The following is a 22634-nucleotide window of genomic DNA, read 5'->3' as shown; positions in this document are numbered from 1 at the left end:
GATACATCTCGCATTTACGCCTTTTATTGCATCGATTTCATCATTTAAGAGATATTGATCACACTTTAATGTCTCTGGCCTGCCTAGAATGTGATCCCGTTAACCTGTAGAGAGACCTTCCATGCATCCGCGTTTTCACACCGCTTTCAGCGCACTGCCCGCGACACTGCAATCCGCCCTGCAGCCCTATCTGGACGCGTCCGACTTTCCGGCGATGTTCACGGCCGAGCAAGCGGCGGCGATCCGCTCAGGTTGCGGGTTGGACGATGACGCGCTGGCATTCGCGCTGCTGCCGCTGGCGGCGGCCTGCTCGTTAACCCCGATATCGCATTTCCACGTCGGCGCCATCGCGCGCGGGCAAAGCGGCAATCTCTATTTCGGCGCCAATATGGAATTCAGCGGCGCGCCGCTGCAGCAATCCGTACATGCGGAACAAAGCGCAGTGACTCACGCCTGGCTGCGCGGCGAAAAAGCGCTGGCCTCGATCACCGTCAACTATACGCCGTGCGGCCACTGCCGCCAGTTTATGAATGAGCTGAACAGCGGCGGCGCGCTGCAAATCCGTTTGCCTGGCCGCGCGCCGGCCACGCTGGCGGACTATCTGCCGGACGCCTTCGGCCCGAAAGATCTGGATGTCGCTTCACTGCTGATGGACGAGGTCAATCACGGGCATCAACTGCCGCTGAACGATGCGCTGACGCAAGCGGCGCTGGCGGCGGCCAACCGGAGCCACGCGCCGTACAGCAACGCCCACAGCGGCGTGGCGCTGGAAACGGCAGACGGCAATATCTACGCCGGCCGCTATGCGGAAAACGCCGCTTTTAACCCGAGCCTGCCGCCGCTGCAGGCCGCGCTGATCCTGCTGAACCTCTCCGGCGGCGACTGCCGGGCTATCCGTCGCGCCGTCCTGGCCGAACCGCAGGACGCGAGCATCAGCCAGTGGGATGCCACCCGCGTCACTCTGGCGGCGCTGGGTTGCCAAAACGTCAGCCGCGCCGCCTTCTAAGCGCACGACGGCGGAGCCATTCGGTTCCGCCGCTAACAGCACCGCCCGCCAAATACAATGCCCCGACGCCGCCAGAGACACTTTCTTTAGTTAAAAAATCATTTGATTGTCGATAATTACGCCAACCTGGTTCATCATCGGGCAACAAATGCTGTACATCTTCTCTTTATCTTTTAGGATCGTCGGCAATACAGTTATCTGATACGTGAAGAGTAAAACTGATGGAACTAGAATACGAAAGCAAACGCCCGCTCTACATCCCTTACGCCGGCCCGATTCTGCTGGAATTTCCGCTGCTGAACAAAGGCAGCGCTTTCACCGAGGAAGAACGTAGCCACTTCAACCTGCACGGCCTGCTGCCGGAAGCGGTGGAGACCATCGAAGAACAGGTGGAACGCGCCTACCGTCAGTATCAGGATTTCAAGAACGATAACGATAAGCACATCTACCTGCGCAACATCCAGGACACCAACGAAACCCTGTTCTATCGCCTGCTGGACTCGCACCTGAGCGAGATGATGCCAATCATCTACACCCCGACCGTCGGCGAGGCCTGTGAGCACTTCTCCGATATCTACCGCCGCGCGCGCGGGCTGTTCATCTCCTACCCGAACCGCGATCGCATCGATGACATGCTGCAAAACGCCACCAAGCAGAACGTCAAGGTGATCGTGGTGACCGACGGCGAACGCATTCTCGGCCTGGGCGACCAGGGCATCGGCGGCATGGGCATTCCAATCGGCAAGCTGTCGCTGTATACCGCCTGCGGCGGCATCAGTCCGGCCTATACCCTGCCGGTAGTGTTGGACGTCGGCACCAACAACCCGCAGCGCCTCAACGATCCGCTGTACATGGGCTGGCGCCATCCGCGCATCTCCGGCGAGGAATACCACGCCTTCGTCGAAGAGTTTATTCAGGCGGTCAAACGCCGCTGGCCGAACGTGCTGCTGCAGTTCGAAGACTTCGCGCAGAACAACGCCACCCCGCTGCTGAACCGCTACCGCGACGAGATCTGCTGCTTTAACGACGACATCCAGGGCACCGCCGCGGTCACCCTCGGCAGCCTGATCGCCGCCAGCCGCGCCGCCGGCAGCCAGCTGCGCGATCAGACCGTCACCTTCCTCGGCGCCGGTTCCGCCGGCTGCGGCATCGCCGAGCAGATCATCGCGCAGATGAAGTCCGAGGGGTTGAGCGAAGACGAAGCGCGCGCCCGCGTATTCATGGTTGACCGTTTCGGCCTGCTGACCGACAAACTGCCGAACCTGCTCGACTTCCAGAGCAAGCTGGTGCAGAAGAGCGACAACCTGGCCGGTTGGGAAACCGCCAGCGACGCCATCTCGCTGCTGGACGTGGTGCGCAACGCCAAGCCGACCATTCTGATCGGCGTTTCCGGCCAGCCAGGGCTGTTTACCGAAGAGCTGATCCGCGAGATGCACAAGCACTGCGAACGCCCTATCGTGATGCCGCTGTCCAACCCAACCTCGCGCGTGGAAGCCCGTCCGGAAGACATCATTAACTGGACCGACGGCGCCGCCCTGGTCGCGACCGGCAGCCCGTTCGCGCCGGTAAGCTACAAAGAGCAGCTGTACCCGATTGCTCAGTGCAACAACTCCTACATCTTCCCGGGCATCGGTTTGGGCGTGCTGGCCTCCGGCGCCACCCGCGTCACCGACGCCATGCTGATGGCCGCCAGCCGCGCGCTGGCGGATTGTTCGCCGCTGGCGACCGACGGCCACGGCGCGCTGCTGCCGAATATCGACGATATTCAGGGCGTATCCAAGTGCATCGCCATGGAAGTGGGCAAAGCGGCGCAGCTGCAGGGTGTGGCGATCGTCACCTCCGAAGACGCACTGTCGAAAGCCATCGAGCACAACTTCTGGCGGCCGCAGTACCGCAGCTATAAGCGCACCTCGTTCTGATTGACGCGCTGAAATGACCCGGCCCGGCTCCGCCGGGCTTTTTTGTGCGGCAAAACCGCCGAAAAATGCGGCGACGCGCGTGCTTCAGGCGGTTCGCGTCTTGCGTCGGTCGGTCAGGTAAAGTAGCCTTGATCCATCTTTTTCAGCCCGGCGCGCGTAAGGCAACAACATGTGGAAACGCCTGATAATCAGCCTGTTCATCATCATTGCGGTGTTGATGGGCTCGGCTATTGCGCTCGATCGCTGGATCAGCTGGAAAACCGCGCCTTACGTCTACGACGAACTGCAGGAATTGCCGCATCGCCAGGTCGGCGTAGTGCTCGGCACCGCCAAGTATTATCGCACCGGCGTGATCAACCAGTACTACCGTTACCGCATTCAGGGAGCGATCAACGCCTATAACAGCGGCAAGGTGAAATACCTGCTGCTGAGCGGCGACAATGCCCAGCAAAGCTATAACGAACCGATGACCATGCGCCGCGATCTGATCGCCGCCGGCGTGGCGCCGAGCGATATCGTGCTGGATTACGCCGGCTTCCGCACCCTAGATTCCATCGTGCGCACCCGCAAGGTGTTCGACACCAACGATTTCATCATCATCACCCAGCGCTTCCACTGCGAGCGCGCGCTGTTTATCGCCCTGCACATGGGCATTCAGGCGCAGTGTTACGCGGTGCCGTCGCCGAAGGACATGATGACGGTGCGCGCCCGCGAGATCTTCGCCCGTCTGGGCGCGCTGACCGATCTGTACATCCTCAAGCGCGAGCCGCGCTTCCTCGGCCCGCTGATCCCGATCTCCGCCATGCACACCGTGCCGGAAGACGCCCAGGGTTATCCCGCCGTCTCGCCGGAACAGTTGGTGGAACTGGAGCACAAGCTAAAAGAAGAGAAGCAGAAAGCCAAACAGCCCTGACGCAGCAAACGCCCAAAAAAGCCGGAAAAATAGGCCTAATGCCGATCACTTAAGCCTGACTGGTATTTTTTATCCAGTCTCTTTACGTGACGTGCAGGATGAATTGCCGTAAATCCCCCGAATTTCTCTGTTACTACAATGAACGGCAATTGGAGGGGCCGAAGGCGCGGCCCCTCCACCCACGCCTTCGCTTAACACCGTCTGTCCGCTGTGCGGAAATTACTCGGCCCACCCTGGGCCTCGCCCCTTCGGGGCCGCTGCAAGCAGCGTTCAAATCTGCTCCCGGCAGATTTGTCCTCGCCGCGTCTGCATTGTCGGGTGGGTCGGCTGCGACAAACGTCCCTGTTAGTCTCGCCTCAACCGGCCTTCCCTGGCCGGTTGCCCCTGACAACGCCGTCTTGCTCGGCAGCCGGTGATGCGCGCCTAAGGTCAACACCCGAGCTGGCAGCTACCGGGCAACCCGTACTTTATGAGGTTATCGCAGAGAAGAGGAATCGGAGATGAGCACGGTATTGGACGCCCTTGAAGACGCCGAACGCAGGCATAGCGCATTAGGCGAAACCGCCATGGACGGCGGTTTCAGGTGAGACAGGCAGGGACGCCTGTCGCAACCGGCCTCAATGCGCTATGGCGGAGAGAGGACAAATCTGCCTGGAGCAGATTTGAACGCTGCTTGCAGCGGCCCCGAAGGGGCGAAGCCCAGGGATGGGCTGAGTAACGTTGGCAAAGCCAACCGTCTGATAGGGCAAAGGCGCGGGTTGCCAGGGGCCGCGCCTTCGGCCCCTGGCTCGGTCGAGGTGCTGGAGCCTCATGGTGCACCTCTCATTTATCGACCGAAAACGACTCGAGTACTTCAAAAAAACGCTAACTGACCAGCATTAGGCAATAGGCCGGCCTTGTTACGTTGGGGCGATAAAACTACTTCTTCTTGGCGTATTTCAACGAATCCAACGCCACGGCGAAGATGATGATGCTGCCCTTGATGATGTACTGCCAGTACGGGTTGATGCCGATATAGGTCAGGCCGTAGTTGATGACGGTAAAGATGATCACCCCGGTCACCACGCCCCACACCGTACCCACCCCGCCGGCGAAGGAGACGCCCCCCACCACGCAGGCGGCGATGGCGTCCAGCTCATACATAAAGCCAAGGTTGTTGGTGGCGCTGCCGATGCGCCCCGCTTCCAGCAAGCCGCCGAAGGCGTAGAACACGCCGGACAGCGCATAGATCATGATCAGGTTCAACGGCACGTTGACGCCGGACACCTTGGCCGCTTCCGGGTTGCCGCCGATGGCGAAGATGTTCTTGCCGAAGCGGGTCTTGGTCCACAGGATCCAGACGAATATGATGGCGATCAGCGCATAAAAGGTAATGTACGACAGCTTAAAGTCGCCGAAGCGCAAGAAGCCCTGGGCAAAGGTGGAAAACTTCGGATCGAAGCCCGCGACCGGCGACGCGCCGACCGAATCGTAATACAGCGAGTTGATGCCGTAGACGATGATCATGGTGCCCAAGGTGGTGATGAACGGCGTTACGTTGAGATAGGCGATAATCAGGCCGTTAACCAGGCCGATCACCGCGCCGACCGCACACACCAGCAGTATGACCAGAGGAATCGACCAGGTTTCCATGTGCGGGAATACCTTGTTGACGTTATCCATCGATTGCAGCAGCGTGGCCGCCACCACCGCCGCCAGCCCCACCTGCCGCCCGGCGGACAGGTCGGTGCCCTGAGTCACGATCAGCCCCGCCACGCCCAGCGCGATGATGATGCGCACCGAAGACTGCGTCAGGATGTTGCTCAGGTTCATCAGGCTGAGGAAGGTAGGATCCTGAATGATGATGATGGCCAACAGCACCAGCAACACCACGTAAATGCCGCCTTCCTTGAAATAGGTAAATAAGGTTTTTTTATTTAGCGCGTTCATAATTCCGATCCTTAAAGGTGCAGGGAGGCGAGACGTAAGATTTCATTTTGCGAGGTCTGTTTGGTGTTAACGATGCCCGCAACCTGACCATTGCTCATCACCAAAATACGGTCGGTGATCCCCAAAAGCTCCGGCATTTCGGACGAGACGATAATGATCCCCTTGCCCTTCTTCGCCAGTTCGGTCATCAGCTGATAAATCTCGAACTTGGCGCCCACGTCGATGCCGCGCGTCGGTTCATCCAGCATCAGGATCTCCGGCTGCGTCAGCAGCCAGCGGCCGATGATCACCTTCTGCTGATTGCCGCCGGACAGCGAGCCGATATGGGTGTGATGCCCCGGTGTTTTCACCCGCATGGCGTCGATCACCCACTGGGTGTCGCTCTTCATCCGTGCGTTATCCAGCAAGCCGAGCTTGTTTTTATAATTGCGGATATTGGAGATCAGCGAGTTGAAGCCCACATCGAGGTAGGCGTAAATCCCGGTGGATCGGCGTTCTTCGGTCACCAGCGCAAAACCGTGGTTAATCGCTTCGTTGGCGCTGTGGTTATCGATCGCTTTGCCGTGCAGCTTGATGGTGCCCGCCACCTTTTCGCGAATGCCGAACAGCGTCTCGACGATATCGGTGCGTTTGGCGCCCACCAGCCCGGCGATGCCGAGGATCTCGCCTTGGTGCAGATCGAATGACACGTCGCGGATCGAGGGCTGGCGCAACGACGTCAGATTTTTCACCTCGAGGATCACCTCACCCGGCGTGTTTTGCCTGTCGGGGAAGCGCTGGCTCAGCGAGCGGCCGACCATCATGGCGATGATCTTGTCCATATCCAGCCCTTCCAGCGGCTGGGTGGCGATCCACTGGCCGTCGCGCAGCACCGTTATCTCGTCGCACAGCTGGAAGATCTCTTCCATCTTGTGCGAGATATAGACGATGCCGCAGCCGCGTTCTTTCAGCTTGCGGATAATGGTGAACAGGTGATTGACCTCTTTTTCCGTCAGCGAGGAGGTCGGTTCATCCATGATGACGATTTTGGCGTCGTAGGAGAACGCCTTGGCGATCTCGATCATCTGCATCTGCGACACCGACAGGTTGCCCACCTTTTCGCGCGGGTTGATGTCGATATCCAGCTCGTCGAAGATCGCCTGAGTGTCTTTGAACATCTTGTCCTGATCGACGAACAGGCCTTTGGTCGGGTAGCGTCCCAGCCACATGTTGTCCATCACGGTGCGCTGCAGCACCAGGTTCAGCTCCTGATGCACCATGGAAACGCCGTGCTCCAGCGCTTCCTTCGAGCTCTTGAAGTCGATTTCCCGGCCCTGAAATACAATGCTGCCGCTGTCTTTTTTGTAAATGCCGAACAGGCATTTCAACAACGTCGATTTCCCCGCGCCGTTCTCCCCCATCAGGGCGTGAATGGAGTGCGGACGGACGCGTAAATTGACATTGTCCAAGGCTTTGACGCCGGGAAATGACTTACAAATATCCGTCATTTCCAGCAAAAATTCGCGTGAGCTATCGGCCATAAATACACCTGGCTTAACGATCTTGCAGTCGTAAACATCCCCGCCGGCGGTATCCCTGGTGTTGGCGCCGCAGGCGGGGTCTTAGCGGGATCTCAATTCTTATTTAATGAACTGAGACAGGTTGTCTTTATCTACGCCGACGTAAGGGATACGCACGACTTTATTTTCGATTTTATATTGGGTGCCTTCGGTGGCCGGTTTGCCCGCCGCCAGGTTTTTCGCCAGCTCGAAGGTGGCCTTCGCCTGATTGTCAGCGTCGTTCAGCACCGTGCCCGCCATCGCACCGGATTTCACCAGCGCCAGCGCTTCAGGCAGCGCATCCACGCCGAACACCGGAATACTGGTCTTGTTGTGCGCTTTCAGCGCTTCCACCGCGCCCATCGCCATGGCGTCGTTGTTGGCGATCACCACTTCGATCTTGTTGGCGTTCGGGCCGGAGAGCCAGGCGTCCATCTTGTCTTTCGCCTGCGCGGTATCCCACATCGCGGTATCCAACTGCAGCTGTTGGGTCTTGATGCCTTTCTCGTTCAGCGTTTTCACCACGTAGGTGGTGCGCGCTTCGGCATCCGGGTGGCCCGGCTCGCCCTTCAGCAGCACGAATTGGATCTGGCCGTCTTTGTTCAGATCCCAGGCCGGATTGGCTTTCCAGTGTTTGGCGATCAGTTCGCCCTGGATCACGCCGGACTCTTTGGAATCGGTGCCGACGTAATACGCCTTGTCATAGCTGTCCAGCGCTTTGCGGGAAGGTTCTTTGTTGTAGAACACCACCGGGATATCGTTTGCGCGCGCCTTATCGATAACCACCGGCGCCGCGGCCGGGTCGACCAGGTTGATCGCCAGCGCTTTCACGCCCTTGGCCAGCAGCACGTCGATCTGATCGTTCTGTTTGGACTGATCGTTCTGCGAGTCATTCATCAACAGGGTAACGTCCGGTGAAGCCTTGGCGTCTTTCTCGATCGCTTTGCGCACCACCGACATGAAGTTGTCGTCGTATTTGTAAATCGTGACGCCAATACGGGTATCAGCATGGGCTGCGGCGCCAAACATCATGGCAGCGGCCATGGCGGCCAGGGTGAAAACCTTCTTATTCATTGTCAATCTCCGGTTCTGTGTAGGGTATTACTCGTCTTTGAGCCAATGGTCACCGGCAGTGCGCGCACCCCAGGCCAGGCGATTTCCACTCAACACCTGTCGTCCGTGGATCTTGTTATTTCCGAGAAATGCTGTGTCAGCGCGAGATAAACGGTTACAGCGGCAAGGGCCTTTGCGCCTGAAAACGCCTAGAGCATAGACGGCGTGATGTTAATATTCTGTGAATTTTCTCACAGATTGAAAACGGTTACACAAGATTAAATCGTCAGAGAGTGACCGTCGCCTCACTTTGCCAGGGGGCGACAGAATGGCGCCGCACCAGCGTCGGCATGAACAGATGGCTCGCCTGCGGCTCCGCCAGGCCTGCTGCGCCCTGTAATGCCAGCTCGGTCGCCAACGTGGCCATCGAAACGATCGGGTAACGCACCGTGGTGAGTTTGGGGCTGGTGTAGCGCGCGATGGGAATGTCGTCGAAGCCGATCAGCGAAAAATGCTGCGGCACCGTGATACCGTTTTCTTTCAGCACCGCCATGGCGCCGGCGGCCATGGCGTCGTTGTAGGCAAACACCGCGCTCAGCTGTAAGTTGCGCCCCAGCAGCTCGACCATCGCCGCCTCGCCGCCCTGCAGATCCGGCGAACCGTACGCGCGCCAGCTGTCGGGCGTCGCCAGCCCGGCGGCGGCCATCGCCTGCGCATAGCCTTGCTGACGCAGCGGCCCGTCTTCGATCGGGTGATTGGAGCCCAGATAACCGATGCGCCGATGGCCCTGCGAGAGCAGAAGACGCATCGCCATGTCAGCGCCACTGACGTTGTCCAGCCCAACGCAGCGCGGCTCATAGCCGGGGATAATCCGATTGATCAGCACCATGCCCGGCACCTGCTCCAGAAAACCGATCAGTTCGGCGTCGCTCAGGGCTTTGGCGTGAACAATCAGGGCGTTACAGCGCTGACGGATCAGCACTTCGATCGCATGGCGCTCTTTGTCCGCCTGATGATAACTGTTGCCGATCAGCAGATACTTGTGGTGTTTCTGCGCCACCGTGTCTACCGCTTTCACCAGCGCGCCGAAGAACGGATCGGACACGTCCATCACCACCACGCCCAGCGTATCGCTGCTTTGGGTCGCCAGCGCCTGTGCATTGGCGTTGGGGCGGTAGCCCAGTTCCGCCACCGCCTGCAGCACCTGTTCGCGCGTCTCTTTGCTGGTCAGCGCGCTGTGATTGAGCACACGAGACACGGTCGCCACGGAGACGCCGGCGCGTTTCGCCACGTCGCGAATAGTGATCGGATGAACTGGAGGCATGCGGGATCCTGAAATCGGGGTAGTGGCCGGTGGCGCTATCCTACCCCGATTGACCCGCAGCGCTGCGTGAATTACGTCACAGGAAAGAAAACGTTTACATACATTTTTTTAACCTGCCGATGGGCGCTCACTTCAGCGCTTTGGATTCCGTTTCACCGGCGGCCATCTGCGTCAATTTGCGCCACAGCCATTCCATCGGCCCCTGTTCGAAGTAATGCAGCCACAGCGCGGAAAAGACCAGGTTGACCAACCAGACCAGAGGCACAAACGCCAACAGCTGAAGCCGGTCGAACTGCTCATAGAGACCAAAGCGATAAAACAGCGTAGTGCAGATCAGCGTTTGCAACAGGTAGTTGCTCAGCGCCATGCGCCCCACCTGGCTCAGCCAGTGGGCGATGCGCAGGCGCGACAGCGCGGGCCAGAAACCGTAACACAGCGCCAGATAGCCCAGCGCCTGCAGCGGCGCGCCCAGCTCGCGCGGCACCTGCAGCAGGAAACCGCTCCAGCGATACTCCCAATGCACCTGCCATTGCAGCGCCACCGCCGGCAGTTGGATCAGCACGGACAGCGGCAACAGCCACGCCGCCTGCCGCAGGTAATAGCCGGAGGAATAGCTGCCGCGCAGCCAGCCGCTGCGCATTAGCCCGGCGCCGAACAGCATCAGCCCCGCCAGCTCCCAGCCATACTGCGCGCCGATGGCCAGCAGGCTGGACGAGAGCAGATCGGCGCGACTGCGCCAGGCTTCGAAACCGCCCTGCAGCTTCCAGAACTTCTCGTACTGCAATTCCGCCACGCCCGGCTGCCAGAAGCTGCCCGGTTCACCGTGCGAGACAAAACCGAGCAGCAGCAGCACCGCCACGCCGATCAGGTAGAGCACCACGCCGGTTTTCAGCAGCTGGAATGTGTCTTTGGCTTCGCGGATCATGCGCCAGCACACTAAGCCGATTAGCCCGTAAGCCAGCAGAATGTCGCCGTCCCACAGGAAGATGCCGTGCGCGAGGCCGAACAGCACCAGCCATGACAGCCGCGCGCGGATCCAGCTTTTGCCGCGCCGCAGCAGCATTTGCAGCCCGGCGCCGAACAGCAGCGCGAACATCGCCAGGAACTTGGCCTGGGCGAAAAGATCCAGCAGCGCCCAGGTCCAGGCGTCGCGCGATGACGGCATCCCCAGATAGGCCGGATTGAGGTAGGCGGCCTTCGGCAAGCCGAAGGCGCTGATGTTCAGCAATAAGATGCCGAGGATGGCGATGCCGCGCACGCAGTCCAGCGTAGCGATGCGCGGCAGAGGATGACTGTTCATTTTTTATCGCTGTCTTCCGCTCATGAAAAAGGCGCCCGCAGGCGCCTGTTGTCGTTTTGCGAGTCGCCCCGCAACGCCATCACCCCTGGTGATGGCGCACCGCGCGCAGGAACTCCTGGCGGGTATTTTGGCTGGACTTGAACAGCCCCCCCAACGAGGTGGTGGTGGTGGCGCTGGTCGCGTCGCGAATGCCGCGCGCTTTGACACAATAATGGACTGCATCGATCGATACCGCCACGTTATTGGTGCCGAGCAGGGTCTGCAGCGCAACCAGGATCTGCTGGGTCAGGCGCTCTTGCACCTGCGGACGCTGGGAGAAGAACTGCACAATGCGGTTGATCTTCGACAGACCGATCACCGAGTCTTTCGGGATATAGGCCACGGTGGCCTTGCCGTCGATGGTGACGAAGTGGTGTTCACAGGTGCTGGTCAGCGTGATATCGCGCACCGTCACCATCTCATCCACCTTCATTTTGTTCTCAATGACGGTGATTTTCGGGAAGTTGGCGTAGTCCAGACCGGAGAAGATCTCGTCGACATACATTTTGGCGATGCGATGCGGCGTTTCCGCCAGGCTGTCGTCAGACAGATCGAGATTCAGCAGCTGCATGATTTCGGTCATGTGCTCTTTGATGCGACGCTTGCGCGTTTCGCGATCCAGCACTTCCCCGCGCAGCGGTGTCTCCAGACCACGCTCTTCCAGTGCCGCATGCACCAGCGCGGCTTCTTTACTTAATGATGTCATGTATTTGTTCTCCTGCGGACGGAACCCGCCGGCGGCCTGATAGGGCGTGCGGCCGGCGAATTGCTTGCTCTCGTGACGGCAGAGTTTTCGTGGTGGATAACGTGAACCCGGTCAAGATTTTGCCCCCACTGTAGATGAGAGCGCGGCGATTATCCAGTGATAGTGCTTCATCCAGAGGTGAAATCTTCGCATTTAGCACAATCAGGCCGGCTGCGGGTCTCCACGCTTTTTGTATGGATTTTAATCACCGAGTCGCCGTTTTTTGCGCCAACCGCCGCGCCGGGGTATTCACCGCCAGCCCTCCGGCCACCAACAGCGCTATCACCGCCACATACAGCGCCGGTTCCAACCGATGGGTCAAGGCGGTCGACAGCGCCGACAGCATCGGCCCAACCAGCTGGCCGATCGCATAACCGGTGGTCAGCAATCCGGCCATGTAACGCGCATGGCGCGGCGCCAGTTCACGGCCGTGCTGAAGGGCGAGCTGCACCACACAGAGGAAACCGCCGCCGGTCAGCAACGCCCCGAGCGCCAGGCCGGCCACGCCCGGCACCACTTCGGCGCTCAGTACACCGAGCGCCTGTACCCACAGCGTGATCGCCAACCGGGTTTGGGTAGTCAGCCGATGGCGGGTCACAATGCCGATAACGATCCCCAGCACCGCCGCGCCGCCGAACACCGGCCAGACGAACTGTGCGAACAGGCTGTCGGGAAAACGCGCCGCCGCCATCTGCGACAAGAAGGTCGCCGGCAGGATATAGCCGAAGCCGGCCAGGCTGTAGCTCCACACCAGACGCTTGAGCGCCGGCGTCAGCAGCAGCGGCTCCGGGGCCACGTCCGGGCGATGCAGCTCGCCGCTGCGCGGCAGAAAGGCGCTAATCCCCCCGACCAGCACCAGCGCCAGCCCGCCATACACCAGCCAGGCCTGCGCCGCCGTCAGCCCCAGCGCGTTGATGCCCACCGCCAGCATGCCGCTGAGGAAGATGCCGGCGCCCGGCCCGGCGAACACCGCCGCGCTCAGCGCCGGCCGGCCGTAGTGCGCCAACCGCTCGTTGGTCCAGGCCGCCACCAGCACCATCGCCCAGCCGCTGGCCCAGCCGATGACGAAGCGCAGCGCGCCGTGGGTCCATTCATCCTGCGCCAACGCCGACAGCAGCGTCAGCGCCATCGCACCCCATACGCCCAGCCACAGGCGCCGCTCGACGTGGCGCGTGGCGCGCATCGCGTCGTAGGCGCCGCACAGGTATCCCAAATAGTTGATCGCCGCCACCAGCCCAGCGCCGGTCAGGCTGAACTGGTGGTCAGCGATCATCAGCGGCACCTGAGGGGTGAAAGCGAAGCGGCCAATGCCCATCGCCACGATCAGCGCGGCAAACCCGCTCAAGGCAATACGTAAAGCCATACCGGTATCCAAAAGGTTAAAAGAAAGTTGCCAGTATCATGCCGCAGTATTAAACTCACAAAAACTGAATAATAGTTATCAAGTTCATCACGAAACGAGAATATTATGGATCTGACTCAGCTTCGCATGTTCTGCTGCGTAGCGGAAACCGGCTCGGTCGCCCGCGCCGCCGAGCAGCTGCACCGCGTGCCGTCGAATCTGACCACCCGGCTGCGCCAGCTCGAGCAGGAGCTGGGCGCCGATCTGTTTATCCGCGAAAAACAGCGCCTGCGCCTGTCGCCGATGGGCCATAACTTTCTGTGCTACGCCAATCGCATCCTGGCGCTGAGCGACGAGGCGATGAGCATCACCCATGCCGGCGAACCGGCGGGCAACTTTGCTCTCGGCTCGATGGAGAGCACCGCCGCCACCCGCCTGCCCTCGCTGCTGGCAGCTTACCACCAGCGTTTCTCGCAGGTGTCTCTGTCGCTGACTACCGGCACCTCCGGCGAAATCGCCGATCGGGTGCGCGCCGGCACGCTGGCGGCAGCGCTGGTCGACGGCCCGGTGCCCTATGACGAGCTAAACGGCTGCATCGCCTATCCTGAACATATGGTGGTGATCTCCTGTCTCGATCACGCGCCGATCCACAGCGCCAAAGACGCCAACGGCGAAACGCTGTTCGCCTTTCGCGCCAGCTGTTCCTACCGCCTGCGGCTGGAGGCCTGGTTCAAGCGCGAAGGCGCGCGGCCGGGGCAGATCATGGAGATCCAGTCCTATCACGCCATGCTGGCCTGCGTCGCCAGCGGCGCCGGGCTGGCGATGATCCCGCATTCGGTGCTCAGCCTGCTGCCGGGCCATGAGCGGGTTCGGGTTCACACCCTGCCGCCGGACGTGGCCGACACCGCCACCTGGCTGCTGTGGCGCCGCGACGCGTTCGGGCCGAACGTGCGCGCGCTGAAAGAATTGATTATTGAACAGACGGAAACCGCCGCTGTTGATGAAAGCACCCCCAACGATTTATCAGACGTTGTCGATATCGCCTGATTTAAAAAGAAAACCACTGAGGAGACTATGATGGAGATGATCAAAACCCGCGCCGCCGTTGCCTGGGGCCCGAACCAGCCGCTGAAGATCGAAGAAGTCGAGCTGATGCCACCGCAAAAAGGCGAAGTGCTGGTGCGGATCGTCGCCACCGGCGTTTGTCACACCGACGCCTACACCCTGTCCGGCAAAGATCCGGAAGGCGTGTTCCCGGCGATCCTCGGCCACGAGGGCGGCGGCGTGGTGGAAGCGGTCGGTGAAGGCGTCACCAGCGTGGCGGTCGGCGATCACGTGATCCCGCTCTACACCCCGGAGTGCGGCGAGTGCAAATTCTGTAAATCCGGCAAGACCAACCTGTGCCAGGCGATCCGCTCCACTCAGGGCAAAGGCCTGATGCCGGACGGCACCACCCGCTTCTTCAAGGACGGCAAGCCGATCTTCCACTACATGGGCACCTCCACCTTCTCCGAATACACCGTGGTGCCGGAAATTTCACTGGCGAAAATCAACAAGGAAGCGCCGCTGGAGGAAGTGTGCCTGCTGGGCTGCGGCGTCACTACCGGCATGGGCGCGGTGATGAACACCGCCAAAGTGCAACCGGGCGACACCGTGGCGATCTTCGGCCTGGGCGGCATCGGCCTGTCGGCGATCATCGGCGCGCAGATGGCCGGCGCGGGCCGCATCATCGGCATCGACATCAACACCAGCAAGTTCGATCTGGCCCGCAAGCTGGGCGCCACCGATCTGATCAACCCGAAAGACTATGACAAGCCGATTCAGGAAGTGATCGTCGAGCTGACCGACGGCGGCGTCGATTTCTCCTTCGAGTGCATCGGCAACGTCAACGTGATGCGTTCCGCGCTGGAGTGCTGCCACAAGGGCTGGGGCGAATCGGTGATCATCGGCGTCGCAGGCGCCGGCGAAGAGATCTCGACCCGGCCGTTCCAGCTGGTCACCGGCCGCGTCTGGCGCGGTTCGGCATTCGGCGGCGTCAAGGGCCGTTCGCAGCTGCCGGGCATCGTCGAGCGCTATCTGGACGGCGAATTCGCGCTGAACGACTTTATCACCCACACCATGGGGCTGGAGCAGATCAACGAAGCGTTCGATTTGATGCACGAAGGCAAATCGATCCGTTCCGTCATCCACTTCGACAAATAAGCCAGGAGGCAGAGATGACGTTGTCATTGGAACTTCTCGAAGAGCACCGCATGTTCGGCGGCTGGCAACAGCGTTACCGCCACGCGGCGCAGAGCCTGAATTGCAACATGACATTCAGCATCTACCTGCCGCCGCCGCGCGATGACAACCCGCCGCCGGTGTTGTACTGGCTGTCGGGGCTGACCTGCAACGACGAGAACTTCACGTTGAAAGCCGGCGCGCAGCGCATCGCCGCCGAGCTGGGCCTGGTGCTGGTGATGCCGGACACCAGCCCGCGCGGCGACGAGGTGCCGAACGACGAAGGCTACGACCTGGGCCAGGGCGCCGGGTTCTACCTGAACGCCACCCAGGCGCCTTGGGATCGTCACTTCCGCATGTACGACTACATCAGCGCCGAACTGCCGGCGCTGATCGAACAGCACTTCAGCGTCAGCGATCGTCAGTCGATCTTCGGCCACTCGATGGGCGGCCACGGCGCGTTGATGATGGCGTTTCGCAACCCGCAGCGCTTCCGCTCGGTATCGGCCTTCGCGCCGATCGTCAACCCGTGCCAGGTGCCGTGGGGCCGCAAAGCGTTCACCGCCTATCTGGGCAGCGACGAGAGCCAGTGGCTGCAGTACGACAGCTGCCATCTGCTGGCCAGCGGCGCGGAGAAAATGCCGGTTCTTATCGACCAGGGCGACGACGACCAGTTCCTGGCCGATCAGCTGCAACCGGCGCGGCTGGCCGAACTGGCGCGCCAGCGCGACTGGCCGCTGACGCTGCGCATTCAGCCGGGGTACGATCACAGCTACTTCACCATCGCCACCTTCGTGGAAGATCACCTGCGTTTCCACGCCGAGCACCTGTTCCGCTGATAAAAAATCCGGGCGGTTAAACCGCCCGGATTTCTTCAAAAGCCATCAATCATCTTCGTGCTAACAATACAGCTTATTGAACGGATAATGGCACTGAGACGTCATTTGAGCCCGTTCAAATATGCGCCATACGTTAAAGCCTCACCCCTTCAGTTTCGGATCGAGCGCGTCGCGCAATCCGTCGCCCAACAGGTTGAACGCCAGCACGGTGATGAATATCGCCAGGCTGGGGAAGATCGCCACGTGCGGCGCGATCACCATATCGGCGCGCGCTTCGTTGAGCATCGCCCCCCACTCCGGCGTCGGCGGCTGGGCGCCCAGCCCCAAAAACGACAGGCTGGCGGCGGTGATAATTGAGGTGCCGATGCGCAGGGTGAAATAGACCACGATCGAAGACAGGGTGCCCGGCAGGATGTGCCGCAGGATGATGGTCCAGTCCGAGGCGCCGATGCTGCGCGCCGACTCGATATAGGTCAGGTGCTTCAGCACCAGCGTATTGCCGCGCACCAGGCGGGCGAAGGCCGGAATGCTGAAGATCGCCACCGCGACGATCACGTTGGCCATGCCGCTGCCCATGATCGCCACCACGCCGATCGCCAGCAAAATGCCGGGAAACGCGAACAGCACGTCGCAGACGCGCATGGTGAGGCGATCCCACCAGCCCTCATAGTAGCCGGCCAGCAGCCCCAGCAGGGTGCCGATCGCCCCACCCGCCAGCACCGAGAACACCCCGGCCGCCAGCGAAATGCGCGTGCCCATCAGGATGCGGCTAAAGATATCGCGCCCGAGGGAATCTACGCCCAGCCAGTGCACCAGCGAAGGCCCCTCATTCAGCCGGTCGTAATCGAAGTAATTTTCCGCATCGAACGGCGCCAGATAAGGCGCCAGCAGCGCCGCCGCAATCAGCAGCAGCACCAACAGGCCGGCGACCAGCGCCGCCCGCTGGCGGCGAAAACGCCGCCAAAATTCGCCCCACGGCGTGCGTACCGCGTTGGGGTCGATAAGCGGCATCGCCTTCAATGCGGCGCTGCGCCGCCAATGCTTAATCATGCCGCGTCCTCATTGGTAACGAATCGCCGGGTTGATCGCCGCGTACAGCATATCCACCAGCAGGTTGATCAGGATGAACTCCAGCGAGAACAGCAGCACCTCGGCCTGGATCACCGGGTAATCGCGCATTTCCACCGAGTCCACCAGCAACCGCCCCAGCCCCGGCCAGTTGAACACCTTCTCCACCACGATCGAACCGCCGAGCAGGAAGCCGAACTGCAGCCCCATCATGGTCACTACCGGGATCATCGCGTTGCGCAGGCCGTGTTTCATCACCACCACGCTTTCCCGTACGCCCTTGGCGCGCGCGGTGCGCATGTAGTCCTCCTGCAACACCTCGACGAACGAAGCGCGGGTGAAACGCGCCATCACCGCCGCCACCGCCGCCCCCAAGGTGATAGAAGGCAGAATGTAGTGCCGCCAGCTGTCGGCGCCCACCGTCGGCAGCCACCCCAGCTCGACCGAGAACACCTGCATCAGCAGCATGCCGAGCGCAAAGGCCGGGAACGAGATCCCCGATACCGCCAGCGTCATGCCGAGACGATCCGGCCAACGGTTACGCCACACCGCCGACACCACGCCGATCGCCAGACCGAACACCACCGCCCACAGCATGCTGGCCACGGTCAGCCAGAAGGTCGGCATAAAGCGCGAGGCGATCTCTTCGCTCACCGGGCGCTTGGACACCATCGAGATGCCGAAGTCGCCCCGCAGCGCGTTGACGAAAAAGTGCGCGAACTGCTGCGGCAGCGGCTTATCCAGCCCCAAATCCTTGCGCACCAGCTGCACCACCGCCTCGTCGGCTTCCGGCCCCGCCGCCAGCCGCGCCGGATCGCCCGGCAGCAGGTGGACGAACAGGAACACCAGCACCGCCACGATCAGCAGCGTCGGGATCAGGCCCAGCAGTCGTTTCAGAAAATAATTGAGCATCTCATTCCTTCCCCCGCCCGCCGCCGTCGGGCCGCAGGCGGGGATGGGCGCCTTATTTCAGATCGGCGTTATCAAAGTTGAACGAGGTATCCGGCATCACGTAGAAACCGCTCAGCTGTTTGCTGTTGGCCGACAACAAACGTTCGGTCGCCAGGAAGATCCAGGGCGCGTCGGCCCAGATGCGATCCTGCGCGTCCTGATACAATTTCTGCTTCTCGGCGCGATCGGTGGTCGCCAGCGCGTCGGTCAGATCCTTGTCCACCTGCGGGTTGCTGTAGAACGCGGTGTTGAACTGCTTCGGCGGCGCCGCCTGGGTGGAGAACAGCGGCGACAGCGCCCAGTCCGCTTCCCCGGTCGAGGCCGACCAGCCGGTGTAGAACAGCCGCACGCCGGTGTCTTTCACCCCGACGCTCTCCACCTGCGCCGCGCGCTGCCCGGCGTCCATCGCCGTCACCGTCACTTTCACCCCCACCTGCGCCAGCTGCTGCTGGGTGAACTGCAGCACTTTCTGCGCGGTGCTGTGGTTGTGGGACGACCACAGCGTTGTGGTGAAGCCGTTCGGGTAGCCGGCCTCTTTCAACAGCTCGCGCGCCTTGGCCGGATCATACGGCCACGGCTTGTAGCGGGCGGCGAAATCGATGGCCGGGGGCACCGGCCCTTCCGCCGGCACCGCATAACCGGCGAACGCCACCTTGATCAGCGCGTCCTTGTTAATCGCGTAGTTGAGCGCCTGGCGCACCTTCGGGTTGTCGAACGGCTTTTGAGTGACGTTCATGCTGATGTAACGCTGCAGGATCGACGGCGCAGCCACCACGTCCAGCTTGGCGTTGCCCTCCAGCACCTTGGCCTGCTCGTAAGGGATCGGGAAGGCGAAGGTCGCCTCGCCGGTCTGCAGCATCGCCGCGCGGGTGTTGTTATCCACCACCGGGCGCCAGGTGATGCTGTCGAGCTTCGGCAGCCCCGGCTGCCAGTAGCCGTCGAACTTCTTCACCTTGACGAAATCGGTCTGGTTCCAGGTCACGAACTGATATGGCCCGGTGCCGACCGGATGGAAACCGATCTCCTTGCCGTATTGCTTCAGCGCCGCCGGGGAGATGATCGCCGCCGCCGGGTGCGCCAGATTGTTGACGAACGCCGAGAACGGCGCCTTCAGCACGATCTTCACCGTATTGGCGTCCACCGCCTCGGTTTTGTCGATCATCTTGAACAGGTTATAGCGCTTGAGGTGGCTGTCCGGGTTGCTGGCGCGATCGAGGTTGATCTTCACCGCTTCGGCGTTGAACGCGGTGCCGTCGTGGAATTTGATGCCCTGGCGCAGTTTGACGGTATAGCTCAAGCCGTCTTTGCTGACCTCATAGCTGTCCGCCAGCACGTTTACCAGCTTCATGTCCTTGTCGAAGCCGAACAGCCCCTGATAGAAAGACTTGGCCACCGCCTGCGACAGCGTGTCGTTGGCGTCGTAAGGATCGAGGGTGGTGAAGTTGGAGGCCACGGCGATCACCGCGTCCTTCGCCGCCCAGACCGGGCCGGTTCCCGCCGCCAGCAGTACGGCGGCCAACAGCGCATTGCGTTTGAATGTGTGCTTCATGTCGCTTGTCTCTCCTGAGGTCTTTAAAAAGCACCGGCGATCGGGTGGCGGGCGACAAAGTGCCCGGCGCCAACCTGCACCAGCGGTGCGGTAACGGGTTCATCGCCCAGCGCGCGCACCGGGCTGGGGATCTCATCGGCCGGCAGCGGCTGCCGTTTGTGGGCGTGAGCGGGATCGGCCACCGGCACCGCCGCCATCAGCTTGCGGGTATAGGGGTGCTGCGGGTTGTCGAACACCGCCTGCCGCGGGCCGATCTCGACAATTTGCCCGAGGTACATCACCGCTACCCGGTGGCTGATGCGCTCCACCACCGCCATGTCGTGTGAAATAAACAGAAAAGCGATGCCGAACTCGCGCTGCAGATCGAGCAGCAGATTGACGATCTGCGCCTGAATCGATACGTCCAGCGCCGAGACCGCCTCGTCGGCGATCACCACTTTCGGGTTCAGCGCCAGCGCGCGCGCGATGCAGATGCGCTGGCGTTGGCCGCCGGAAAATTCGTGCGGATAGCGGCGCGCGTGTTCCGGCTGCAGACCGACGCGTTCCAGTAGCCAGGCCACCCGCCTTTCCGCCTCACGGCCGCGCATCACGTTGTGCACCAACAGCGGCTCCATGATGGAGAAACCGACCGTCAGGCGCGGATCGAGCGAGGCGTAAGGATCTTGAAAGATGAACTGAATATCGCGCCGCAGGTGCTGCAGCGCCGGCCCCTTCAACCGATCGATTCGCCGCCCGGCGAAGGTGATGGTGCCGCTCTGGCTGTCCACCAGCTTCAGCAAAGAGCGCCCGGTGGTGGACTTGCCGCAGCCGGACTCGCCCACCAGCCCCAGCGTCTCGCCGGGGTAAAGATCGAAGCTGACGTTTTCCACCGCGTGTACCCGGCGAGTGACCCGATTGAACAGCCCGCCGCGCAGATCAAAACGCGTGACCAGATGCTCTACCCGCAGGATCGGCGCAGCGTCTGGCGGCACGGTATCCTGCGGCGCGGCATCGCCCTCGCCATCCGGCAGCGGAAACTTCGCCGGCAGCGGCCGATCGGCCATCGCCCCCAGCTTCGGCACTGCCGCCAGCAGCGCCCGGGTATAGGCCTGTTGCGGCGCGGCGAACAGCTCGCGCACCCGATTTTGTTCCACCTGCTCACCGCGGCGCATCACCAACACCCGATCGGCGATCTCCGCCACCACGCCCATGTCGTGAGTGATGAAGATCACCCCCATCTGCATCTCCTGTTGCAGCACGCGGATCAGCTGCAGGATCTGCGCCTGAATGGTGACGTCGAGGGCGGTGGTGGGCTCATCGGCAATCAACAGCGCCGGCTTGCAGGAGAGCGCCATGGCGATCATCACCCGCTGGCGCATGCCGCCGGAAAGCTGATGCGGGTAGCGCCCCAACACCTCTTTAGCCTCCGGAATACGCACCAGATCGAGCATGCGCAGCGCCTCCTGGCGCGCGCTGCGGTGGTCCATGCCCTGATGCAAACGCAGCGATTCGGCGATCTGCTCGCCGACCGGAAATACCGGATTGAGCGAGGTCATCGGCTCCTGGAAGATCATCGCCATGTCGGCGCCGCGCACCGTGCGCAGCGTGTGCTGCGAGGCGCGCGCCAAATCGAGCAGCGCGCCGTCGCGCCGGCGCAGCGTCATAGCGCCGCTGACGATACGCCCGCCGCCCTGCTCCACCAGCCGCATCAGCCCCAGCGAAGTGACCGATTTGCCGGAGCCGGACTCGCCGACGATCGCCAGCGTCTCGCCGCGATCGAGATCGAACGACAGGTTGCGCACCGCGTCTACGGCGCCGTCCGCTTGAGGAAAGCTGATGCTCAGATCGCGCACCGTCAGCACCCGCTGCGGCGGCAATGACAGCCCGTCGCCGGCGGGCCGGAATGAAACGTCGGTCATACACCCTCCCGGTGAACGCTTAGCGATAAATCCCGACGGACGGCGCATCGCCGACATAGCCAAAACCGCGGTACATCCCCTCGCTGTTGAACGGCAGCGCGATATTGCCGTGGCGATCAACGGCGATCATGCCGCCGCTGCCGCCCAGCGCCGGCAGCTTCTCCATCACCACCCGATCGCTGGCCTCTTGCAGGCTGAGCCCGCCGTATTCGATCAGGGCGGAGACGTCATAGGCCGCCACGCCGCGCATGAAGATTTCGCCGGTGCCGGTGCTGGAGACCGCCACGGTGGCATTGTTGGCATAGCAACCGGCGCCGATGATCGGCGTGTCGCCCACCCGCCCGGCCTGCTTGTTGGTCATGCCGCCGGTGGAAGTGGCGGCGGCGAGGTTGCCCAGCGCATCCAGCGCCACCGCGCCGACGGTGCCGAATTTGCGATCGGGATCGAGCGGCTCGCCGGCCTGCGCCGCGCCGTCGTGATCGAGCAATACCCGCCCCTGCTCCGCCTGGGCGCGGTGCAGCTGATCAAAACGTTCCTGAGTAAAGAAGAAGTCGGGGGCGACCATTTCCAGGCCGTGGGCGGCGGCAAACTTCTCGGCGCCTTCGGCGGCAAACAGCACGTGTTCGCTGTTTTCCAGCACCGCGCGCGCCGCCAGCACCGGGTTGCGGACGCGGCTGACGCCGGCGACGGCGCCGGCATCACAGGTGCGGCCGTCCATCACGCAGGCATCCAGCTCGTGGGTGCCCTGATCGGTAAACACCGAGCCTTTACCGGCGTTGAACAGCGGGCACTCTTCGAGCAGCCGCACCGCTTCGGTCACCGCGTCCAGCGCGCTGCCGCCCTGTGCCAATATCGCCTGACCGGCGGCCACGATCTCGGACAGCGCCTGAATATACTGCCGTTCCTTTTCCGCACTCAGCGCCGCCCGGGTAATTGCGCCCGCGCCGCCATGAATGGCAATCACTGGTTTGCTCATTTGCCTGACACCCTGTGTTAATCCC

At 61.8% G+C, this 22634-nt stretch carries 18 protein-coding genes; 6 read left to right on the top strand and 12 right to left on the bottom strand.

All coding sequences use genetic code 11. The features are described from left to right. Positions 1 to 121: 121 nt before the first annotated feature. From cdd to sanA, 3 genes are all read left to right on the top strand, one after another. A complete protein-coding gene (gene cdd / locus ACP3TA_RS13420; RefSeq protein ID WP_033642446.1) occupies positions 122 to 1006 on the top strand; it encodes a cytidine deaminase in 885 nt (294 codons plus the stop codon). Positions 1007 to 1227: 221 nt separating this feature from the next. Next, entirely contained in the window at positions 1228 to 2925 is a 1698-nt protein-coding gene (locus ACP3TA_RS13415; RefSeq protein ID WP_004938945.1) for an NAD-dependent malic enzyme, read from the top strand. 169 nt (positions 2926 to 3094) lie between these two features. Beyond that, the gene (gene sanA / locus ACP3TA_RS13410; RefSeq protein ID WP_004938948.1) at positions 3095 to 3838 is read left to right on the top strand and encodes an outer membrane permeability protein SanA; all 744 of its coding nucleotides are present in this window, start codon (positions 3095 to 3097) and stop codon (positions 3836 to 3838) included. A gap of 918 nt (positions 3839 to 4756) precedes the next feature. On the opposite strand, the gene mglC is transcribed toward sanA, so the two are convergent. From mglC to ACP3TA_RS13375, 7 genes are all read right to left on the bottom strand, one after another. Beyond that, on the bottom strand, positions 4757 to 5767 hold the full coding sequence (gene mglC, locus ACP3TA_RS13405; RefSeq protein ID WP_004938953.1) for a galactose/methyl galactoside ABC transporter permease MglC: 1011 nt from the start codon (positions 5765 to 5767) through the stop codon (positions 4757 to 4759). A gap of 11 nt (positions 5768 to 5778) precedes the next feature. Beyond that, positions 5779 to 7287, bottom strand: coding sequence for a galactose/methyl galactoside ABC transporter ATP-binding protein MglA (mglA, locus tag ACP3TA_RS13400; RefSeq protein WP_004938959.1), 1509 nt, complete (start codon positions 7285 to 7287; stop codon positions 5779 to 5781). Between the two features lie 99 nt (positions 7288 to 7386). Further along, positions 7387 to 8379 (bottom strand): galactose/glucose ABC transporter substrate-binding protein MglB, encoded by a 993-nt coding sequence (mglB, locus tag ACP3TA_RS13395; RefSeq protein WP_033650594.1) that lies wholly within the window; start codon positions 8377 to 8379, stop codon positions 7387 to 7389. Positions 8380 to 8644: 265 nt separating this feature from the next. Beyond that, positions 8645 to 9682 (bottom strand): HTH-type transcriptional regulator GalS, encoded by a 1038-nt coding sequence (gene galS / locus ACP3TA_RS13390; RefSeq protein WP_042784038.1) that lies wholly within the window; start codon positions 9680 to 9682, stop codon positions 8645 to 8647. 127 nt (positions 9683 to 9809) lie between these two features. Further along, positions 9810 to 10982, bottom strand: coding sequence for a DUF418 domain-containing protein YeiB (gene yeiB / locus ACP3TA_RS13385; protein WP_426784305.1), 1173 nt, complete (start codon positions 10980 to 10982; stop codon positions 9810 to 9812). 79 nt (positions 10983 to 11061) lie between these two features. After that, the gene (gene folE / locus ACP3TA_RS13380; RefSeq protein WP_004938969.1) at positions 11062 to 11727 is read right to left on the bottom strand and encodes a GTP cyclohydrolase I FolE; all 666 of its coding nucleotides are present in this window, start codon (positions 11725 to 11727) and stop codon (positions 11062 to 11064) included. Positions 11728 to 11971: 244 nt separating this feature from the next. After that, positions 11972 to 13129 (bottom strand): YbfB/YjiJ family MFS transporter, encoded by a 1158-nt coding sequence (locus ACP3TA_RS13375; RefSeq protein WP_033650593.1) that lies wholly within the window; start codon positions 13127 to 13129, stop codon positions 11972 to 11974. 105 nt (positions 13130 to 13234) lie between these two features. Here ACP3TA_RS13375 and ptrR point away from each other — a divergent pair, with 105 nt between their 5' ends. The 3 genes from ptrR to fghA are packed head-to-tail and all read left to right on the top strand — an operon-like array spanning position 13235 to position 16167. Continuing rightward, positions 13235 to 14155, top strand: coding sequence for a putrescine utilization regulator PtrR (gene ptrR / locus ACP3TA_RS13370; protein WP_016928453.1), 921 nt, complete (start codon positions 13235 to 13237; stop codon positions 14153 to 14155). Positions 14156 to 14185: 30 nt separating this feature from the next. Beyond that, positions 14186 to 15310, top strand: coding sequence for an S-(hydroxymethyl)glutathione dehydrogenase/class III alcohol dehydrogenase (locus ACP3TA_RS13365; RefSeq protein WP_160880177.1), 1125 nt, complete (start codon positions 14186 to 14188; stop codon positions 15308 to 15310). A gap of 14 nt (positions 15311 to 15324) precedes the next feature. Next, positions 15325 to 16167, top strand: coding sequence for an S-formylglutathione hydrolase (gene fghA / locus ACP3TA_RS13360; RefSeq protein ID WP_015377214.1), 843 nt, complete (start codon positions 15325 to 15327; stop codon positions 16165 to 16167). Positions 16168 to 16308: 141 nt separating this feature from the next. Here the strand turns inward: fghA and gsiD are convergent, their stop codons facing one another. Genes gsiD through ACP3TA_RS13335 form a run of 5 tightly spaced genes read right to left on the bottom strand, consistent with a single transcriptional unit; the run spans position 16309 to position 22609 of the window. Then, the gene (gene gsiD / locus ACP3TA_RS13355) at positions 16309 to 17217 is read right to left on the bottom strand and encodes a glutathione ABC transporter permease GsiD (protein WP_171403307.1); all 909 of its coding nucleotides are present in this window, start codon (positions 17215 to 17217) and stop codon (positions 16309 to 16311) included. 9 nt (positions 17218 to 17226) lie between these two features. Further along, positions 17227 to 18147 carry a glutathione ABC transporter permease GsiC gene (gene gsiC / locus ACP3TA_RS13350; RefSeq protein ID WP_426784304.1) on the bottom strand — a complete coding sequence of 307 codons (921 nt, stop codon included), beginning with the start codon at positions 18145 to 18147 and terminating at the stop codon, positions 17227 to 17229. 52 nt (positions 18148 to 18199) lie between these two features. Further along, a complete protein-coding gene (gene gsiB / locus ACP3TA_RS13345; protein WP_060659741.1) occupies positions 18200 to 19735 on the bottom strand; it encodes a glutathione ABC transporter substrate-binding protein GsiB in 1536 nt (511 codons plus the stop codon). 23 nt (positions 19736 to 19758) lie between these two features. After that, positions 19759 to 21633, bottom strand: a complete 1875-nt coding sequence (locus ACP3TA_RS13340) for a dipeptide ABC transporter ATP-binding protein (protein ID WP_103101876.1) — start codon at positions 21631 to 21633, stop codon at positions 19759 to 19761. A 19-nt stretch (positions 21634 to 21652) separates the two neighbouring features. Next, complete coding sequence (locus ACP3TA_RS13335; protein WP_197751449.1) at positions 21653 to 22609, bottom strand: isoaspartyl peptidase/L-asparaginase family protein; 957 nt, start codon at positions 22607 to 22609, stop codon at positions 21653 to 21655. Positions 22610 to 22634 lie beyond the last annotated feature (25 nt).

This window comes from Serratia sp. 2C06 (assembly GCF_050037615.1).
In the GTDB taxonomy this organism is placed as follows: domain Bacteria; phylum Pseudomonadota; class Gammaproteobacteria; order Enterobacterales; family Enterobacteriaceae; genus Serratia; species Serratia ureilytica.
Note: the sequence above shows the minus strand (reverse complement) of the source record. Positions and strands in the feature narration are given on the sequence as shown.

Bases quoted from the DNA above. Each gene is read 5' to 3' on its own strand.
- mglB (WP_033650594.1), bottom strand. From the start codon at position 8,379: ATGAATAAGAAGGTTTTCACCCTGGCCGCCATGGCCGCTGCCATGATG.
- fghA (WP_015377214.1), top strand. From the start codon at position 15,325: ATGACGTTGTCATTGGAACTTCTCGAAGAGCACCGCATGTTCGGCGGC.
- folE (WP_004938969.1), bottom strand. From the start codon at position 11,727: ATGACATCATTAAGTAAAGAAGCCGCGCTGGTGCATGCGGCACTGGAA.
- sanA (WP_004938948.1), top strand. From the start codon at position 3,095: ATGTGGAAACGCCTGATAATCAGCCTGTTCATCATCATTGCGGTGTTG.
- mglC (WP_004938953.1), bottom strand. From the start codon at position 5,767: ATGAACGCGCTAAATAAAAAAACCTTATTTACCTATTTCAAGGAAGGC.
- mglA (WP_004938959.1), bottom strand. From the start codon at position 7,287: ATGGCCGATAGCTCACGCGAATTTTTGCTGGAAATGACGGATATTTGT.
- ACP3TA_RS13335 (WP_197751449.1), bottom strand. From the start codon at position 22,609: ATGAGCAAACCAGTGATTGCCATTCATGGCGGCGCGGGCGCAATTACC.
- gsiC (WP_426784304.1), bottom strand. From the start codon at position 18,147: ATGCTCAATTATTTTCTGAAACGACTGCTGGGCCTGATCCCGACGCTG.
- cdd (WP_033642446.1), top strand. From the start codon at position 122: ATGCATCCGCGTTTTCACACCGCTTTCAGCGCACTGCCCGCGACACTG.
- galS (WP_042784038.1), bottom strand. From the start codon at position 9,682: ATGCCTCCAGTTCATCCGATCACTATTCGCGACGTGGCGAAACGCGCC.
- yeiB (WP_426784305.1), bottom strand. From the start codon at position 10,982: ATGAACAGTCATCCTCTGCCGCGCATCGCTACGCTGGACTGCGTGCGC.
- ACP3TA_RS13375 (WP_033650593.1), bottom strand. From the start codon at position 13,129: ATGGCTTTACGTATTGCCTTGAGCGGGTTTGCCGCGCTGATCGTGGCG.
- ACP3TA_RS13340 (WP_103101876.1), bottom strand. From the start codon at position 21,633: ATGACCGACGTTTCATTCCGGCCCGCCGGCGACGGGCTGTCATTGCCG.
- gsiB (WP_060659741.1), bottom strand. From the start codon at position 19,735: ATGAAGCACACATTCAAACGCAATGCGCTGTTGGCCGCCGTACTGCTG.
- ptrR (WP_016928453.1), top strand. From the start codon at position 13,235: ATGGATCTGACTCAGCTTCGCATGTTCTGCTGCGTAGCGGAAACCGGC.
- gsiD (WP_171403307.1), bottom strand. From the start codon at position 17,217: ATGATTAAGCATTGGCGGCGCAGCGCCGCATTGAAGGCGATGCCGCTT.
- ACP3TA_RS13415 (WP_004938945.1), top strand. From the start codon at position 1,228: ATGGAACTAGAATACGAAAGCAAACGCCCGCTCTACATCCCTTACGCC.
- ACP3TA_RS13365 (WP_160880177.1), top strand. From the start codon at position 14,186: ATGGAGATGATCAAAACCCGCGCCGCCGTTGCCTGGGGCCCGAACCAG.